18 protein-coding genes are annotated in these 16,881 nt (G+C 33.9%); 8 read left to right on the top strand and 10 right to left on the bottom strand.

What is annotated here, in order from left to right; genetic code table 11:
• The first annotated feature begins 7 nt into the window (after positions 1-7).
• The 8 genes from JI747_RS10600 to JI747_RS10565 all read left to right on the top strand — a co-directional run bounded on the left by JI747_RS10600 (position 8) and on the right by JI747_RS10565 (position 7,820).
• Positions 8-1,729: a PspC domain-containing protein gene (locus JI747_RS10600; protein ID WP_225688472.1), complete on the top strand. Its 1,722-nt coding sequence runs from the start codon at positions 8-10 to the stop codon at positions 1,727-1,729.
• 313 nt (positions 1,730-2,042) lie between these two features.
• The gene (locus JI747_RS10595) at positions 2,043-2,639 is read left to right on the top strand and encodes a 1-acyl-sn-glycerol-3-phosphate acyltransferase (protein WP_225688470.1); all 597 of its coding nucleotides are present in this window, start codon (positions 2,043-2,045) and stop codon (positions 2,637-2,639) included.
• A 79-nt stretch (positions 2,640-2,718) separates the two neighbouring features.
• A complete protein-coding gene (locus tag JI747_RS10590) occupies positions 2,719-3,150 on the top strand; it encodes a PaaI family thioesterase (protein WP_225688468.1) in 432 nt (143 codons plus the stop codon).
• 112 nt (positions 3,151-3,262) lie between these two features.
• Positions 3,263-3,718, top strand: coding sequence for a protease complex subunit PrcB family protein (locus tag JI747_RS10585; protein ID WP_225688466.1), 456 nt, complete (start codon positions 3,263-3,265; stop codon positions 3,716-3,718).
• A gap of 52 nt (positions 3,719-3,770) precedes the next feature.
• Positions 3,771-4,823, top strand: a complete 1,053-nt coding sequence (locus JI747_RS10580; RefSeq protein WP_225688465.1) for a hypothetical protein — start codon at positions 3,771-3,773, stop codon at positions 4,821-4,823.
• Entirely contained in the window at positions 4,824-5,924 is a 1,101-nt protein-coding gene (locus tag JI747_RS10575) for an RNA polymerase sigma factor (RefSeq protein ID WP_225688464.1), read from the top strand.
• A gap of 12 nt (positions 5,925-5,936) precedes the next feature.
• The gene (locus JI747_RS10570; protein WP_225688462.1) at positions 5,937-6,830 is read left to right on the top strand and encodes a hypothetical protein; all 894 of its coding nucleotides are present in this window, start codon (positions 5,937-5,939) and stop codon (positions 6,828-6,830) included.
• A gap of 21 nt (positions 6,831-6,851) precedes the next feature.
• On the top strand, positions 6,852-7,820 hold the full coding sequence (locus JI747_RS10565) for a chorismate-binding protein (protein WP_225688460.1): 969 nt from the start codon (positions 6,852-6,854) through the stop codon (positions 7,818-7,820).
• Positions 7,821-7,945: 125 nt separating this feature from the next.
• Here the strand turns inward: JI747_RS10565 and JI747_RS10560 are convergent, their stop codons facing one another.
• The 10 genes from JI747_RS10560 to JI747_RS10515 all read right to left on the bottom strand — a co-directional run bounded on the left by JI747_RS10560 (position 7,946) and on the right by JI747_RS10515 (position 16,772).
• Positions 7,946-8,140, bottom strand: coding sequence for a hypothetical protein (locus JI747_RS10560; protein ID WP_039367297.1), 195 nt, complete (start codon positions 8,138-8,140; stop codon positions 7,946-7,948).
• 5 nt (positions 8,141-8,145) lie between these two features.
• Positions 8,146-8,748 (bottom strand): MarC family protein, encoded by a 603-nt coding sequence (locus JI747_RS10555; RefSeq protein WP_225688458.1) that lies wholly within the window; start codon positions 8,746-8,748, stop codon positions 8,146-8,148.
• A gap of 44 nt (positions 8,749-8,792) precedes the next feature.
• The gene (locus tag JI747_RS10550; RefSeq protein WP_225688456.1) at positions 8,793-10,535 is read right to left on the bottom strand and encodes a BatD family protein; all 1,743 of its coding nucleotides are present in this window, start codon (positions 10,533-10,535) and stop codon (positions 8,793-8,795) included.
• The gene (locus JI747_RS10545; protein WP_225688454.1) at positions 10,535-11,281 is read right to left on the bottom strand and encodes a tetratricopeptide repeat protein; all 747 of its coding nucleotides are present in this window, start codon (positions 11,279-11,281) and stop codon (positions 10,535-10,537) included. Before JI747_RS10545 ends, JI747_RS10550 begins: the two co-directional genes overlap by 1 nt.
• Positions 11,282-11,379: 98 nt before the next feature.
• Complete coding sequence (locus tag JI747_RS10540) at positions 11,380-12,387, bottom strand: vWA domain-containing protein (protein WP_225688452.1); 1,008 nt, start codon at positions 12,385-12,387, stop codon at positions 11,380-11,382.
• Positions 12,387-13,379 (bottom strand): VWA domain-containing protein, encoded by a 993-nt coding sequence (locus tag JI747_RS10535; RefSeq protein WP_225688450.1) that lies wholly within the window; start codon positions 13,377-13,379, stop codon positions 12,387-12,389. Before JI747_RS10535 ends, JI747_RS10540 begins: the two co-directional genes overlap by 1 nt.
• Complete coding sequence (locus JI747_RS10530; protein ID WP_394371145.1) at positions 13,372-14,268, bottom strand: BatD family protein; 897 nt, start codon at positions 14,266-14,268, stop codon at positions 13,372-13,374. The genes JI747_RS10535 and JI747_RS10530 overlap by 8 nt, the downstream gene beginning before the upstream one ends.
• 120 nt (positions 14,269-14,388) lie before the next feature.
• Positions 14,389-15,252 (bottom strand): DUF58 domain-containing protein, encoded by an 864-nt coding sequence (locus JI747_RS10525; RefSeq protein ID WP_225688446.1) that lies wholly within the window; start codon positions 15,250-15,252, stop codon positions 14,389-14,391.
• Positions 15,253-15,312: 60 nt separating this feature from the next.
• Complete coding sequence (locus JI747_RS10520; protein WP_225688444.1) at positions 15,313-15,768, bottom strand: GNAT family N-acetyltransferase; 456 nt, start codon at positions 15,766-15,768, stop codon at positions 15,313-15,315.
• A complete protein-coding gene (locus tag JI747_RS10515; protein ID WP_225688441.1) occupies positions 15,768-16,772 on the bottom strand; it encodes an AAA family ATPase in 1,005 nt (334 codons plus the stop codon). Before JI747_RS10515 ends, JI747_RS10520 begins: the two co-directional genes overlap by 1 nt.
• Positions 16,773-16,881 lie beyond the last annotated feature (109 nt).

The raw sequence follows: 16,881 nt of genomic DNA, 5'->3' as shown, positions 1-16,881 counted from the left end.
CAAAGCTATGAACAAGACACTCTCAATAGGACTCGCAGGTTTTTCTTTCACCATAGAAGAACACGCATATATAAAGCTTAGCGATTACCTGAATGCACTGAGAAGCTCACTGGATGCTTCAGAAGCAGATGAGGTAATGCATGACATAGAAATCAGAATGGTAGAAATCTTCAGAGATGCTTTAGGAAAGCGTGAAGTAATCAATGACTCAGACGTAGAAAGAGTCATTGCGCAGATCGGATCTCCTGAAAAAATCGAAGAACAGGAAGAAGCTTATTATTCTGAAAAAAATACAAAAAAAACATATTCTTCAGGAACTGAATACACAGATAAAAAACAACTGTTCCGTGACCCTGAAAGACAAAAAATAGCAGGTGTTTGCGCAGGTCTGGCTCATTATGTAGGAATGGATATCACTGCAATGAGAGCAATCTGGTTAGGAATTTTCATTCTGGGAATTTTCACAGCAGCCGTTTCTTCAACCCTTGTTTTCTTACTTTATGTAATTCTTTGGGCAGTATTACCAAAAGCAGAGACCGCAGCAGATTTCCTGAAAATGAAGGGAAAGCCTATGAACTTCGACAATCTTAAGAATGAGTCTAATAAATTGGTACAGTTTGCCAATGAATCTACTCAGAGGGTCGGAGAAATCTATAACGAAAACAAACCTTACATCAATAACGCAGGAAGCGGACTTTGGAATGTATTCCGTTATATCTTAGGTGGAATCTTCGCATTTATGTCGTTATCTTGTTTAATCGGGGTATTCGTAGTATTCGGTTTCATGGGAGCAGACAGCGACTTCCCTCCTGTCAGCGAAATGAATTTCTATTTTGACAATGACAGTATGAAATACATCATCATGGCATTGATCACCTTAGGAAGCTTGATCCCTGCAATGATTTTCGGATTATTGAGTATCAAATTAATTTCTCCTAAAACTAAATTAAGAAATACAGGATGGGTAATCGGAGCGTTGTTCCTTGCGTTGATCTCTTTGGGAACTTATTTCGGATTCAGCATGGCAAGACAGGAAATGTTCCTTAAAGGTCACAAAGAAGATACAGAAGAAGTTGCCATCAATACACAATCAGACAGTATTTATGTAGATGTGAAACAGGTTACGATTCCTCAAAATTTTAAAGGATACGACAACGATCTTTATTCCGATAAAATCTCCGTATTCAAAAAAGACTGGATTCATGTGGATGTAACAAGAAAAGCTGATATTAAAACACCTTATTTAATCATTAAAAAAGAGGCTAAAGGATATAATCTTCCATTGAATGTAAGTGTTCCGGTAGAAGTTGTCAATAATAGAGTGATTCTTCCCAACTTTGTAAAATATCCTTATGAACACAGATTCAGAGATTACAGCATCGATTATGAACTGGTAATTCCTATAAAAACAGTTGTACTTCCTGCAAAACATGATCTTATAAGTTTCGACGGAGACCTGAATGCAGACGGAATCAATGATAACGACCAGGAAAAAGATGAAGACGGAAACATCAAAATTGAAAAAAATAAAATTACCGTAAACGGTTCCAGCATTGAATACAATTCTGATGATGAAGACAGCATTATTGTAAACGGTAAAAAAGTACCGAGCAACCAGGCAGACAAAGTAATTGATTCTATGAAGCACAGCATCAAAAAGATGAAAGGCGGCAATCTAGACATCAAAGTAAACGAAGGTAAAAACGAAATTTCCATACAAACTAAATAATTAACTGCAGAGAGTGGCGGAAGGTGTGAATGGATGGCAACCGTTTGAAATTCACACTCTTCTTCTCTCAAAAAGATTAAAAAAGATTATTTTTTTAGCTCTTTTATCAAAAAAATATCATACCTTCGTCAAGTTATTTTAATTTCCAAATCAATAACAAAAATATTTTTTAACCATGGTACAGTTAGCACTAGAAATTGTAATGAAAATTGTTGATTTAATCAGCAGTTTATTTTAAGAGCGATAATATTTCAATATATTTGTAAAGTATAACCAATATTTGGTTATACTTTTTTGTTTTAATACGAAGATTATGAGAAAGCTGATTGGCAAACTGATATTAAAAATGATAGGCTGGAAAGTCGTTTTACAAGGCGATGCAGACAGCCTGAACAGATGTATTCTGGTGGTAGCACCACACACCCACAATATGGAATATATCCTTGGAAATCTTGCCTATTGGTCATTAAAAAAGCCATTAAAAATTATCATCAAAGATGCCCATACAAAAGCCTGGTACGGTGGAATTGTAAAAGGTTTGGGCGGAATCGGAATCGACAGAAGCCAGAAAAATGATTTGGTAAATTTCGTAGCAAAACAATTTGAAAAAGATGATTTCAGTTTAGTAATCACACCAGAAGGAACAAGAAGCTGGGTGCCGAAATGGAGAAAAGGATTCTATCACATGGCTTTGGCAGCAAAAGTTCCTATTGTTCTAGCAGCAGGAGATTTCAAAAGAAAAATCGTTTATTTAGGATATACGATTCCTTATGAAAGAATTGCCTCTGTCCCGTTTTCAGAAATCATGGAGGAAATACAGGATTATTATATTAAAAATGATATTACTCCAAAAATTCCTGAAAACTGGAATCCGAAAATTATGGGGAATGATGCGGAAGTTAGAAGTTAGAAGTCTGAAGCAAAATTACTTGTTACTTGTTACTTTTCACTTTTCACTTTTTCACCAACAAAAAAATTACACTCTCACTATGTATAAAGATAAGACCAGAGAAGAAATATTAGCATTCATCAATAACTGGGGTGGCGAAACATTTGCCAAAACATTGGAAATAAAATTCATAGATATTGATCTTGAAAATGAAACATTAACGGCAACGATGCCTGTTCTGCCAAGAATACATCAGCCATTCGGAATTATGCATGGTGGAGCAAGTTGTGTTTTAGCAGAAACAATGGGTTCTAGCCTGTCTAATATTTTTATAGACGGTGAAAAATATTACGGTGTAGGTACTAATATTAACACCAACCATTTAAGAAGCAAAAAAGATGGTACAGTAACTGCTGTTGCTCGTTTTATAAGAAAAGGAAGAACAATGCATGTTTCCGAAATCGAAATTCGTGACGAGAAAGGTCAACTGATAAGCCATACTACCATGACAAACAGTATTATCAATAAATAAGAAATTTTCATACAATAAAAAAGACTCAACATTTTGAGTCTTTTTTTATATACATACTGCAACCTTTTTATTTTTCTGCATCATATTGATATAAAACTTTAAATTTATCTATATGAAAAGAATTCTACTTTTAGCCTATATTACTTCAGCGCTTTTCATGATATCTTGCCATGAAAATGAAGAAAATACGATTGCCACTGTTCCCGTAAACAGCCAGCTTATAGGAAAAGGATTTATATCATCTCATTCTATGCCGCAACAGAATACCGCGATTACCAATATAACACAATGGAATAATTTCCTTACCACTTTGGACAGTACTCATAATGTTTCAGGAAGTTTTACGGAAACGAACATCGATTTTAATCAGTATATGCTTATTGTAGCTTTTGATCAGGTGTATAATAACGGAGGACATTCTATAGATATTATAGCAATTGATGAATCTTCCCAAAGCATCAACGTGGATATTGAAAAACTATTGCAGGGAAATGCGACATCGGTTATTACACAACCTTATCACATTGTGAAAATCCCTAAAATTTTAAAACCTGTTGTATTTTATTAAAATCCACTGCAACTTTTTTACTTTTTGTCATCTTTAAAAGAAAAGAATAACCATGAGGACTCTTATTTTACCTTTTTTATTTTTATTGACATTTATATTTTCCTGTAGAGAGAATACAAATGATGAAATTCTTGAAAAAACAGTCAATTCAGTAGATGTATATGTAGCCGGCAAAGAAAATAATATTGCTTGCTATTGGAAAAATAACGTTAAAATAAACTTAGCCAACGGAACTGGAATAACTGCAAGAAAAATTATTGTTGAAAATAATGATGTTTATGTTCTTGGTTCGGGTGATGTAGCTCCATCTAATTTTTATCTTTGGAAAAATAATGTTAAAATAAATATTGATCAGTATATAGGAGTGAATTCAAATACTGTAAATCCTTCAGATTATTATCATATCATTGATGATTTTCTGGTAGACCAAGGTAACATTTATCTTTTCGGGAGTGTAAGAAGCCCTACTATTGCTGCAGCCTATACGCGTGAACTTTGTTATTGGAAAAATGGAGTAAAAACAGTATTATTTACTGAAGATTCTTCATTTTCATCGCCATATATGACCACAAGAAATTTCACAATGTACAACGGAGATATCTATGTTCCTGTTAACAAAAAACTAACTCATTTTGCCGATTCGCCCAATGAAGTGGGTTATTTTAAAAATAATATTTATAACACTGTTTCACCATACTCTGATCAAAAAAGTTTTAGACACATTTCAAGAGGCTCAAGCGGAGTATATTTATCAATGTATGATAACATTACTAATAATACTTACTATAAAAATCTTATAAATAATACAGACAGCTACATTTCCCAAACAGTAAAAGGTAAATTTAATCTTGACGGAAATGACATTTATGATTTCAGTAATGGACAAAATTATTTTAAAAATGATATCAATACTCCCTCAATGTACGCTTCAGGATTCAATACTATTGAAGACCTATTAGCTCTCAATCAAAATGTCTATCACATTAGATCCAGATCTATTAGTGATAATAAGGATTCCTATAAAGTTTACATCAATAATACTGAAATATTGCAAGTTAGTGCCATAAATGGTATTCTTACTTCAATTTTCGTCATACAAAACTAAATGTCAAAAACACAAATCAACTGGCAAAAGATCTATCTCGAACATTCCCCAAAACTTTTGGGGATTTGTCGTAGATATATTACTGATCTTCAGACTGCGGAAGATATTCTGCAGGACAGTTTTATAATGGCAATTCAGAAAAACCATCAACTGAAAGACGAAAAAGCCATTTTTGCCTGGCTGAAAAAAATCGTAGTCAATAATGCATTACAATCTATCCGTAAAGCCACTAAAGATAATTATGTCAACATCGAATCATCAGAAATCCCGGATACATTTACCGAAATGATAGCATCTGCAACAGAGGAAACAAAAAATATTTTAGCCTATACATTTACCCGAGAAGAGCTTTTAAAATCGATAGACAATCTTCCTCCTCATCACAAATCGGTTTTCAATCTGTATTACATAGAAAACTATTCCCATGCAGAAATTTCAGGCCTTTTGAGCATTCCTGTCAATACTTCAAAATCACATTTAATGAGAGCCAAAAAATTTGTTCAGAATTACCTGCTTACTCATTTTGTTACTAAAGAAACCCAGAAAAACAAAACCGCACAGCTTTTAGTTTTTTTAGGATTTGGAGGATTGGTGTGGGCACAGACATTTCAAAGTAAATTTTCAGATTTTTCCATTTCACCAAGCAAAAATCTTGAAATTCCATCTGACATTTCTACTAATAATCTCTCATTTTCTTCATCCGATTTTTGGAAACAGAAAGTGATTATCGGATGTACATTCTTTATTATCATCATAGGATCTATATTATTTTTAAATCCTAACAACTCTTTAATTAAAACATTCAATTCTACTCTATCAGATTCTAAAGTGGAAGAAAAAAACTCTTTTCTGAATGAAATCAAGCCCAATAATGATCAGAAAATATATTCAGAAAATATTTTAAAAAATGATGAAATTTCTTCAAAATCAATTTCAGAAACCAATACGGATTTAAAATCAGAAAATCAATCTCCTGTCAAAGCAAAAAACTTAGTATCTTCAAAAGCTATAATAAAAAAAGATTCTGCTGAATTTGTCTCTCACAAAGTGATTGTTGTCAAAAAGATAGTTCAGAGAGATACCATTTATATAGAAAGATAAACTAATCAAAACATGCTTCTAAAAAAGATATTTCTTCTCTTTTCCGTCATTATTATCAACTTTTCATTAGCACAAAAAAAAAGAAAAGTAGATACGGTGTATGTATATGAAAAAGTAGTTGTTTACGATACGGTTTATATCGAAAAACCTTTACAGTTAAAATCAAAAAATCTGGTTATATCTCCATTATTAGTTTCCGAGAGAGAAATAAAAGACTCTTACACAGAAAACACCGACAAACAAAAGAACGAGAAAAAAATAAAGCGAAAACTCCTTCATACTTTTCAATATGGTATTGAAGCGGGAATAGGTTTTAAAAATTCCGACTGGACAGCATTTATGTCCGAAAATAAGCAACAATTTGGAGAAAATATAGGAATCTGGGGCTCAAAAAACTTTTTCTCATTTCCACTCTCATTACTACTTTCCGCAAATATCTATCATTGGAATTCCTCCTTTGATTTGGATGCCAATAAAGAAGATACGTATCTCAATGGCTTTTATTTCACCAAAGATCAGCAACCTGTATTATTTCAAAGATTCAACAATAAACATGTTGAATATGCTTTACAGTTAAAAGTTGCTTACGAATGGAAAAACATTCGTCCGTTTGCCGGAATTTTAGTCAATAAAAACGCTTATAAAATGCAGTTTCTGGTTCCTGAGAACAATGTTTTAAGTAAGTTGGATGATTTTAAAAGTCAGCAAACTAATATTGGATTCTCATTCGGACTGCATTACAGAATTTTAAAACATTTTCTTGTTTTTGCAGAATATCAGCAATATAAAATGAAGAATATTTCATTAAAAAACAGCTCTTTTGATTTTGACATTTTTAAGACTAATAATACCTTTGCAGAAAGCAAAATCAACTTTGGAATTACTTATTCAATTTCTAAGTCCTGATTTTTCGAAAAGCCTTACATAATGATCTATTTCAAATTTCCATTCAACGAAAAGCTCTATTCAACAGACGAAAATTCAAGCGAAAACCACATCAGTTTTTATTCTTTCGACGGACTAAGGCAAATTGACTGTAATGGAAAAATTATTGAAATAGATCAGGAAGATTTTGATCAGACAAGAATTTCAAGCGACTTTTTAATAGAAGATAATAACAATTTTACGCCGGAAACTAAAAACGAATACCTAGAAAATCTGGATAAAGTAATCGAAGTCATTAAAAATAATCAGCTTCCTAAACTGGTCTATTCCAGAAGAAAAATATTCACTGATTTTAATCAGATTGATCTTAAAGAAAGCTTTAAAAAACTTTGTAATGCCTATCCCAATGCATTCAGATATATCTTTATTGATGGAGAAAATTCTTGGATGGGCGCCTTTTCAGAAGTATTAGGGAAATTCAATAAGCAGACTCACACTTTTGAAACGATGAGTCTTGCCGGAACTCTTCCGGTTTCTGAAAACTGGTCTGAAAAAGAAATTGAAGAACAAAAACCCGTTTCGAGCTATATCAGAAACATTTTAAAAAACTATTCCGAGGCTCTTGAAGAATCGGAAACCTATGATCATATTTCCGGAAATATTAAGCATCTCAGAACTGATTTTAAAATAAAAATTCAACCGGAAGATTTAGACACCATCATTCAGGAATTACATCCCACTCCGGCTGTTTGTGGTATTCCAAAGGATTTCTGTAAAGAAAACATTCAGAAGCTGGAAAAGTTTCCACGTGAATTGTATGCCGGTTATATCAAAACAGAAACCGAAGAAAATATTCAGTACTTTGTTAATCTACGTTGTTCTAAACTTTATAAAAACGCCATTCATCTTTTTGTAGGAGGCGGAATCACCGCGCAAAGTAATCCTGAAAAAGAGTGGATAGAAACTGAATTGAAATCAGAAGCTGTGTTGAAGAATCTTGTGGTTTCTTAAATTTATATCACTAAAAATCTGTTGAGATTCTTCATTTTATTCAGAATGACAAATCCTTAACTCGTAAATAAAAAACCTCTTTCAATATGAAAGAGGTTTATATTTGATAGGATAATTAAAAATAATTATTTTCTTACTCCAACTTTACTCCAGGTATTCATTACAAAAAGTAATATCAACCCAATAACTCCTGCTCCAATAGAGAAAACAAACTTCAGATTATCTTCAGATAAAAGATCTGTGTTAAAATCTATTGCATATACATTGATTCCGATAATGATAACGAAAACGATCAAAAATACTTTATAAAACTTCTGCATAATTTTTAAAAATTAATATAATTCTGCACCAATTGGGCAAAGTTTGCGGTAAATAATTTGATTGAAATTGCTAGAAGAATAATTCCAAAAACTTTCTGTAAAATAGCTAATGTTGCTTCCCCCATTTTCTTTTCCAGCCAAGTAGCAGATTTCAGCACCAAATATACGAAAATTGTATTGAGAATGATTCCAAAAATGATATTAATATCATGAAATTCAGCTTTTAAAGATAACGTAGTCGTTAAAGTTCCTGCTCCTGCCACCAATGGAAAAGCGATCGGAACGATAGACGCCGACTTTGCTTCGGAAGTTTTATTGATCTCAATTCCTAAAATCATTTCCAAAGCAATAATGAAAATTACGAATGCACCTGCAATCGCAAATGAATTGACATCTACTCCTATAAATTTCAGGATCTTATTTCCTACAAAAAGAAAAACAAGCATAATCCCACCTGCTGTAACGGATGCTCTTCTTGCTTCAATCTGTCCGAATTTTTGTTGCAAACTCACTACAATAGGAATAGAACCAATGATATCGATCACGGCAAAAAGTACCATAAAACAGGTGATAATCTCTTTGATAGAAAAATGTTCGAATACTTCCATTATATTACAATTAATAATTTCGCAAAAATATGAAAAATAATTAATTATTTGATAATACTAGAATATAATTTAACAATTGTATTAAATAGCTCATCAATTCCTTCTTCAGATTTCACAGGAGCATATTTTTCAATCTGAATTTTTTGGGATAAAATTCTATATTCCTCAGCAATATGAGCTCCTTTATAATTTTCTAGAAACAATGTGAAATCCTTTGAAGAACTTTGAAAATATTGATTTCGCACTTCCGAATCAAGTTCTTCTACTGTTTCAAAAAACTTAGCGTACTCTTTATTTTCTTTCAGATTTTTTAAATAATTAAAATTGTCTGCAATATCCGTTTTCAGCAGAGTACGAATTTCTTCTTCTGTTTCTGCCACCGAACCTAAAGATTCAGAAGATGTTGTTTTGCTAACCAAAGAACGCTTTTTTTGCCAATTTCTAAATAAAAGATAAGCGATAAATAAGCTTAGCAGAATAGCAATATTCACGAATAATACATTCCAATTGAACTTGTTTTTTTCTTTTACTTTAAATGAAGTTGTCTTTAAAACCGGGGTGTTTACCGTTTCTAAAAAATTGTTGGTATACTCATTCACTTTTTCTACAGTAGAACGTGATTCCAGCATTTGCTCATGTGAAAATGAATGGATACTTAATTGTTCAGCGGGAACTTCAACATATTCTTTTCTTTCTGGATCAAAAAAAGAAAAATCTTCAGTTCTAATTGAAATCGTCCCTTGCTTTTTCGGAATGACGATATAATTGGCAAAGATTTCGCCTTTCATTCCTACTTTTCCGGGATATACTTTTGAAGTAATTTGAGGGTTAAAAAACTCGTAGTCCTGAGAAGCTTCAATCCCGGGAAGTTTCATATCGGTAATATTCCCTTCTCCTGAAACTTTCACAATGACATGCATCGGTTTTTTAACTTCGTTTTTTTCTTTTGTAGGACAATAAATATCTACCTTAAAGTTTCCAACCGCATCTTTGAAGCTTTCGGGTGACCCTTCAGGAAGTTTTTTTACATTAAGTTTTACTTTATTGGAAAGTATTTTGCTCTTATTGGCAAGTGTACTTACAGAAGCCGAAACAGCCGGTACTTCCACATATCCTGCCTGATTAGGGAAAACCATAAATACAGCGATAACCTGTGAAGCCATATTCCCTCCCATATCGGAAGGATCAATCTCTGATTTTCTAAAATGTACGGGATGTACGTTGATGTTTCCCTGTTGAGGAAGCTGTATATTTTTAACCTTTCTAAGATTATCAATATTTCTGGAATATACTTTCAGCACCGCAATGGTAGGCTGATCCTGATAGACTTCTCTATCTTCGATCTCCATATTCAGAAATACATCATTCTGCGCCATAGCATGTGCAGCAGATTTTTTATCGATATCTTTTATGACAATATCAAAAGGCTCTGTTTTATAAATTTTGTTGCTGACCGTAACAAGAACAGAACCGATTCTCACTTTACCTTTCTTTTTAGGTTCAAGTGCCAAACGGGTAATTTTCTCGGTAATTACCGTATTGGTCAAAGGATCAATGAAACTGTTTGTTACAGAACCACTTCCTATTATAGTAAATTTTGAAAGGTCCGGTAATTGAAATCCGGATTGCTGTTCCAGCTCTCCTCCATTTAGCTCCAGTACAATGGTAAGATTTATGATTTCCTTCCCATTATACTCCGCTTTATCCGACTCCAGAGAAAGATTTACCTGTCCATAAGAGATTATGGATATAAAGAGTAATAATATGTAGATAAGCTTTTGCTTCATCACCAATCTTTCTCGTTGCTTTGCGGCATCGAATAAGAATTCTTATTTAAAATTCTTCTGGCGGTTTCCTTTTCTTTTTCGCTTACTTTGTTTAATATGGCATTTTCAAGATCTTTTGGTATTTTGCCTTCATTATTCTGGTTCTGATCAGGGCTGTTTCCTTCCTGATTTTTTCCCTTATTTTGCTGGCCTTTTCCCTGATCTTGTTTTTGATCTTTAGGATTTCCGTTTTGATCATCATTTTGTTTTTGGTTTTCACCACCGCCTCCTTTGCCTGAGTTGTTCTGCTGGTTCTTCTTTTGTTGATTTTCTTTTTCCTTCAGTTTGGCAATTTCATAGTTTTTTCTTGTTGCCTCACTTTTAGGATTTTGTTTTAAGGATTGCTTATAGTAATCTGCCGCCTTTTCCGGCTGGTTCATTTGCATATAAGTGTTTCCTAAATTATGTAGAGCTGCTGCTTTATCCGGAAGATTCTGAGAAAGTGCTTTTGCCTTTTCAAATTCTGCCTTTGCCTCTTCATATTTTTTGCTTTTATACAATGCATTTCCCATATTATAATGAGCCGTAAAATCTTTAGCATTTTGTTTTACCGCTTCCATATATTTAGAAGATGCGCCTTCATAATTTTTATCATTGAATTTCTGGTTGCCTTCATACACTAAAGTTCTGTAGCTTTCCTGCCCAAACATGCAGCCTGAAAACGTAAAGGCAAGTACAAACGATAAAAAAATGATTTTAGTATTCATCAAATGCAAAATTATTCCTTTATATGTTAATAAACAGATTCTAATTTGTTAAAATTGGGTTAAAGTATCTCTTAACCGACTGTAAACTAAACAGAAAATCAAACATTAAAATCTCTTTTAGGATTAAATATATAAATTAAAAAGAAAAATAAGATTGAAAAAACTAAGAAATATTGATAATAATGGTTGGCATTTTGAGATTTCACCAAAGTTTCAGAAGAAAATGATTTTTTACTCAGAATATCCATTATTTTATCAGGAGTTTCGTTGATGTTGTTCCCGTCAATATAATCACCTCCTGTTGACTGCGCTATTTTATGCAAAGCCTCCGTTTGTCTTTTGGAAATGACCGTTTCACCGTTCGTATCTGTTTTATACCCCATTAACTGTCCAAAAGAATATTCAGGAATGGGAGCTCCTTCTTCTGTCCCGATTCCTATAGTGGTTACAACAATTCCTTCTTTATTAGCCAGTCGTATCGCTGCAGCATCATTTCCTTCATTATCTTCCCCATCACTTAACAGCACTATTTTTCTAGCACCTTTGTTCACGTTTTTAAATTTTTCTACAGCCACTTCCATCGCTTTTAAAAAATCCGTTCCCTGAATCTGCATAGAATTGGTTTCGATACCGTTAATATAAGTCTCCGCAGAAGAATAATCGGTTGTCAAAGGCATGATAGAGGTTGCTTCTCCGGCAAAGATGACCACTCCTACTTTATCGCTTTTCATCTTCTGCATGGTATTTACGATTACATTTTTAGCCTCCATCAAACGGCTAGGTTCCACATCTTCGGCATTCATAGAATTTGAAACATCAAGCATGAAGATCACATTATTCAGTCTTTGTTTGGTCTCAACTTCATTGGAACCGCTCAACAGATCAATAATTGAAAATATGAGAAACAAAGTTCCTAAAAGATAGAGAGCAGGAAAAAACTTTGTAAATCCCGAATTTTTCTCAAATAATTGCTCATGAAACTGATGTTCTGCAAATATATTTCTTCTGTTCTTTTTCCATTTAAAAAAACGGATTAGCAAGACTGCTAGAAACGGCAAAAGCAACAGCAACAACAAATACCAGTAATTTCCTAAATACCAATCCATCAGCTTAAAAATTTATAAAACACCCATCTCAGTAAAGCATCAAAAACAAGCATTCCCAATGCAATCCAAAGAAAAATTTTAAAATACTCTTCGTAATTATATAGTTTTGAAACCTTTATATCAGATTTTTCCAATTGATTAATCTCATCATATACTTCTGCCAGTCCGGAATTTGAAGTTGCCCTGAAATACTTTCCTCCCGTCATCTGTGCAATGTCTTTCAAAACCGGCTCGTCAATTTTAACTTCCGTTTCCGTAAATACCAAATCTCCGAATATATCGGTCTGTGTAGGCATCAAGGCGTAACCATTGGTTCCGATCCCGATAGAATACACTTTTATATTATTGTTTTTAGCCAGTTCAGCAGCAATCTGTGGTGGCATTGCATTTTCTATGGTATTGACACCATCTGTCATCAGAATAATGATCTTGCTCTTCGCCTTGCTGTTTTTAAGATGATTGACTGCAACAGAAAGCCCTTCTCCGATTGCTGTTCCTGGTTGAAGTTCCAAAGGATTCAGATTTTTCAGCTCATCTATAACCACCTGATGATCGGAAGTTACAGGAACTTTAGTAAACGCTTCTCCTGAATAGGCAACCAAACCTATTCTGTCATTCGGGCGTTTTTCAACAAACTTAACTGCAATATCCTTTAAAGCCGTTAAACGGTCAGGTGTTAAATCTTTTGCCAACATACTTAAAGAAACATCCACCGAAAGCATAATATCTACACCTTTGGTATCATCTCTATCCTGAGAAATGGTAAATGTTCTTGGTCTTGCCATAGCAATAATCAAGGCAGACAGAATAATATACTTCGATATTTTCAGTAAAAAGAGCACGGGAAGAATCCCGTTGTTACCGCTCATATTCTTTACGGTAGGAACTTTAATTCCTTTTCTTTTCTGTTTCTTTATATCTTTAATTAAAAGAGGAATAAACAGTAAAAAAAGAAGCAAAAACCACGGACTATAAAATTCAAAATCAAACATCCTTTCTCAAATTTTCAAATTCCAAATCCTTCGACGAGCGTTTCACAAATTCTCTGATGTCTGCAAAATCTTTTTCCATGGCTTCTTTATCCGGAAAGGTTTTAGCGAATTTCACCAGATCTCCGCGTAAAAAAACTTCTTCCACTACTTTTTCATTTTCGAGAGAAATGGTATTGTTTTTTTTCATCAAATCAATCAAATCATCTGTTAACAAAACATCTGCAGGCAAATGATATTGTCTGGAAATAAATTTTCTGGAAATATCAATCAGTTCTACATAGAATGAACGGTAATTTCCACTTTCCACATATTTTTTCTTTTTTAAAGATTCCAGTTCCTTCAAAGTCTGATTAGTAGCTACTACAGGAGAATCTTTAGCTTTCCTTCCCCATTTAATAAACATCACAATAGCAATAATCAAAGCAATGATCGATAAACCTGCTAAAATATACCATTTGTAAAGTTCCCAATAGTCTTTAACTTCCAGATTAACCTCTTTATTCTGCATGATATCATTGATCTGGTCATCTTTTTTAGCTGTATTAATGACATCTATTTCATAAGGAATTGTTTTCAAAATCTTTCCGTCCACCTTAAATTCCAATGCGGGAATTGTAAAATTCCCTTCTTCAAATACCGCAAATTCAATTCTTCGGTAATAAATATCTTTAGTCTGGGCAATACTGTCCTTTACTTCTTCAAAATGAAAAGGCAACAGTTCATTTTCAGGAGCTGCAGAAACCTTTTTATCATGTAAATTATTGATCGTGATAACAATATGATTCACTTCTCCCAAAGCAATGGTTTTCTTCTCTACACTGGAAGAAAGTATCTGTGAAAAAGCATTCGCACAGATCAAAAAGCAAAATATGAATAGTAGTTTTTTCAATTTTATCATTAAATTTTAACCTCTCATCTGTCATTCTGACGAAGGAAGAATCTCTGATCAAAACAATAGATTCTTCATTTCACTTCCGTTACATTCAGAATGACAAAAGAATGTTTATTTTTATTTCTTCTGAAAATAATTATACAATAGTTTTGAGTAATCCGAACCTGTATTGATATTCATAAAACTCGCAGAACTGTTGGCAAAATCTTCTTCCAAAGCTCTCAGTTTCTGTTTCTGGGCTTCTGCAAAGGTATATCTCCACCTTGCACTGGATGTATTTGCCCAAACTTGCTGTCCTGTTTCTGCATCATACAATAAAGTATATCCAACATCAGGAATCTCATTATCTTTTTCATCAAAAATCCTCATTCCCAGCAACTGATGTTTTTTGGAAGCCACTCTCAGCATTTTGGAATCATATTCATCTTCAAAATCCGAGAAAAGAAATACCAGAGATTTTCTTTTGAAAATTCCCATCATGTATTCCATCGCCTTATCAATTCTTGAGACTGCAGGAACATAATCTGCCGTGAGAATATTACTGATAATAGACAAAATATGCTTTCTTCCTTTTTGCGGAGGAATCACTTTATATACTTTATCTGCAAATAAGATAAGTCCCACTTTATCATTATTCCCAGCCGCTGAAAAGCCTAAACTTGCTGCAATTTCTGCCACATATTCTCTTTTAAGCTGAGTTTTTGTTCCATAATCCATCGAAGCGGAAATATCTACCAGCAACATCATCGTCAATTCCCTCTCCTCTTCCATTACTTTCACAAATGGTTCACGGAAACGTGCTGTTTTATTCCAGTCAATTCTACGGATCTCGTCCCCAAACTGATACGGACGGACTTCCGAGAAAGTCATTCCCTGTCCTTTAAAAGCACTGTGATATTGCCCCATCAAAGTAGCTTCCGTCTTCTTACGGGTACGGATTTCTATTTGCTTGACTTTTTTTACAATATCTTTTATCTGCATACACTATTCTTTAAGGTTGAGACCAAGGCTAAGTTTGAGAAACTCACGAACCATTTCAACCTATTTAAATTCTATTGAAACATTCAACCATTCATCATCAAATTTCGGACTGTACTTTTTATAGAAATTGATCGCAGGTTTATTCCAGTTCAATACCTGAAAAACCATTCCGTTGTAATGATTAGATTTCCCATGCTCCATTGTTGCTTCAAATAATTTCTTTCCGATTTGCTTCCCTCTCAATTTTTCTGTCACCACCAAATCTTCCAGATACAGCCTTCTTCCTTTCCATGTTGAATACCTATCATAATACAATGAAATCCCAACGATTTGTCCGTCATATTCAGCTACAAAAGCTCCCCAAACAGGCGAACTTCCGAATCCATCTTTGATAAATTGCTCTAAAGTTAAAGTAACCTCGTGCAAAGCCTTTTCATAATCAGCCAGTTCCTTGATCAGCTCCAACATAGGAGCACAATCTTCCTGAACGGCTTTTCTAATGATCACATCACTCATTATGGAGCCTGGATTTTTGCTAAAATTCTATTGACAATTTCTTCTGAGGAAATTTCTTCCGCTTCTGCTTCGAAGGTCAAACCGATTCTGTGTCTCAATACATCTTTTGCCAGCTCTTTTACATCTTCAGGAATCACAAACGCTCTTCCTTTCAGGAATGCATAGGCTCTGGAAGCAATCGCAAGGTTAATCGAAGCTCTTGGTGAAGCTCCGAAACCGATATAATTTTTAAGTTCTGAAAGTCCGTAATTTTCAGGAAAACGGGTGGCAAAAACCATATCCAGAATATATTTTTCAATCTTTTCGTCAAGATAAATCTGATTGATAAGCTCCTTCGCATCTACAATATCCTGTAAAGAAATCACAGGTTTTACGGTAGGTTGATGTGAGGTTGAAACCATTCTCATCACGGTTCTTTCATCCTCAAATTTTGGATAATCAATGGTACATTTCAGCATGAAACGGTCGCTTTGCGCTTCCGGTAAAAGATAAGTTCCTTCCTGATCGATCGGATTCTGTGTTGCCAATACAAGAAAAGGCTTTGGAAGCTTCATTGTTTCATCCCCTATTGTCACCTGCTTTTCCTGCATCACTTCCAACAAAGCCGACTGTACTTTTGCAGGAGCACGGTTGATCTCATCCGCCAATACAAAATTGGCAAAAACAGGACCTCTTTTTATTGAAAAATCGTTGTCTTTAACGTTATAAATCATGGTTCCGACAACATCTGCAGGCAATAAATCCGGAGTAAACTGAATTCTTGAAAAGTCACCATGAACAGCATCTGCCAATGTTTTGATCGCCAGTGTTTTTGCCAACCCCGGAACGCCTTCCAAAAGAACATGACCATTCCCCAGAAGTCCGACTAAAAGGCGGTCTATCATATATTCCTGGCCGATAATCACTTTATTGATTTCCTGCCTCAGAAGAGAAAATAAGTTGTTTTTTTCTTTTACTTTTTCCGTCAATTGACGGATGTCTTCTGCTTGATATGTATCTGACATAGCTTAATTTAAAATAATTGGTAAATTTCTAATAAATACTTGCATTAATCAACACAACAGATGCCATTTTTGAGTTAAAGTTTGTTAAAAATTCCGGCACCGATGCGAG

This window comes from Chryseobacterium tagetis (genome assembly GCF_016735585.2).
GTDB lineage: Bacteria > Bacteroidota > Bacteroidia > Flavobacteriales > Weeksellaceae > Chryseobacterium > Chryseobacterium tagetis.
This window is presented reverse-complemented; position numbering and strand designations above follow the sequence as displayed.

Excerpts from the sequence above, each read along its gene's own strand:
- JI747_RS10600 (WP_225688472.1), top strand. The coding sequence starts at position 8 with ATGAACAAGACACTCTCAATAGGACTCGCAGGTTTTTCTTTCACCATA.
- JI747_RS10595 (WP_225688470.1), top strand. The coding sequence starts at position 2,043 with ATGAGAAAGCTGATTGGCAAACTGATATTAAAAATGATAGGCTGGAAA.
- JI747_RS10590 (WP_225688468.1), top strand. The coding sequence starts at position 2,719 with ATGTATAAAGATAAGACCAGAGAAGAAATATTAGCATTCATCAATAAC.
- JI747_RS10585 (WP_225688466.1), top strand. The coding sequence starts at position 3,263 with ATGAAAAGAATTCTACTTTTAGCCTATATTACTTCAGCGCTTTTCATG.
- JI747_RS10580 (WP_225688465.1), top strand. The coding sequence starts at position 3,771 with ATGAGGACTCTTATTTTACCTTTTTTATTTTTATTGACATTTATATTT.
- JI747_RS10575 (WP_225688464.1), top strand. The coding sequence starts at position 4,824 with ATGTCAAAAACACAAATCAACTGGCAAAAGATCTATCTCGAACATTCC.
- JI747_RS10570 (WP_225688462.1), top strand. The coding sequence starts at position 5,937 with ATGCTTCTAAAAAAGATATTTCTTCTCTTTTCCGTCATTATTATCAAC.
- JI747_RS10565 (WP_225688460.1), top strand. The coding sequence starts at position 6,852 with ATGATCTATTTCAAATTTCCATTCAACGAAAAGCTCTATTCAACAGAC.
- JI747_RS10560 (WP_039367297.1), bottom strand. The coding sequence starts at position 8,140 with ATGCAGAAGTTTTATAAAGTATTTTTGATCGTTTTCGTTATCATTATC.
- JI747_RS10555 (WP_225688458.1), bottom strand. The coding sequence starts at position 8,748 with ATGGAAGTATTCGAACATTTTTCTATCAAAGAGATTATCACCTGTTTT.
- JI747_RS10550 (WP_225688456.1), bottom strand. The coding sequence starts at position 10,535 with ATGAAGCAAAAGCTTATCTACATATTATTACTCTTTATATCCATAATC.
- JI747_RS10545 (WP_225688454.1), bottom strand. The coding sequence starts at position 11,281 with ATGAATACTAAAATCATTTTTTTATCGTTTGTACTTGCCTTTACGTTT.
- JI747_RS10540 (WP_225688452.1), bottom strand. The coding sequence starts at position 12,387 with ATGGATTGGTATTTAGGAAATTACTGGTATTTGTTGTTGCTGTTGCTT.
- JI747_RS10535 (WP_225688450.1), bottom strand. The coding sequence starts at position 13,379 with ATGTTTGATTTTGAATTTTATAGTCCGTGGTTTTTGCTTCTTTTTTTA.
- JI747_RS10525 (WP_225688446.1), bottom strand. The coding sequence starts at position 15,252 with ATGCAGATAAAAGATATTGTAAAAAAAGTCAAGCAAATAGAAATCCGT.
- JI747_RS10520 (WP_225688444.1), bottom strand. The coding sequence starts at position 15,768 with ATGAGTGATGTGATCATTAGAAAAGCCGTTCAGGAAGATTGTGCTCCT.
- JI747_RS10515 (WP_225688441.1), bottom strand. The coding sequence starts at position 16,772 with ATGTCAGATACATATCAAGCAGAAGACATCCGTCAATTGACGGAAAAA.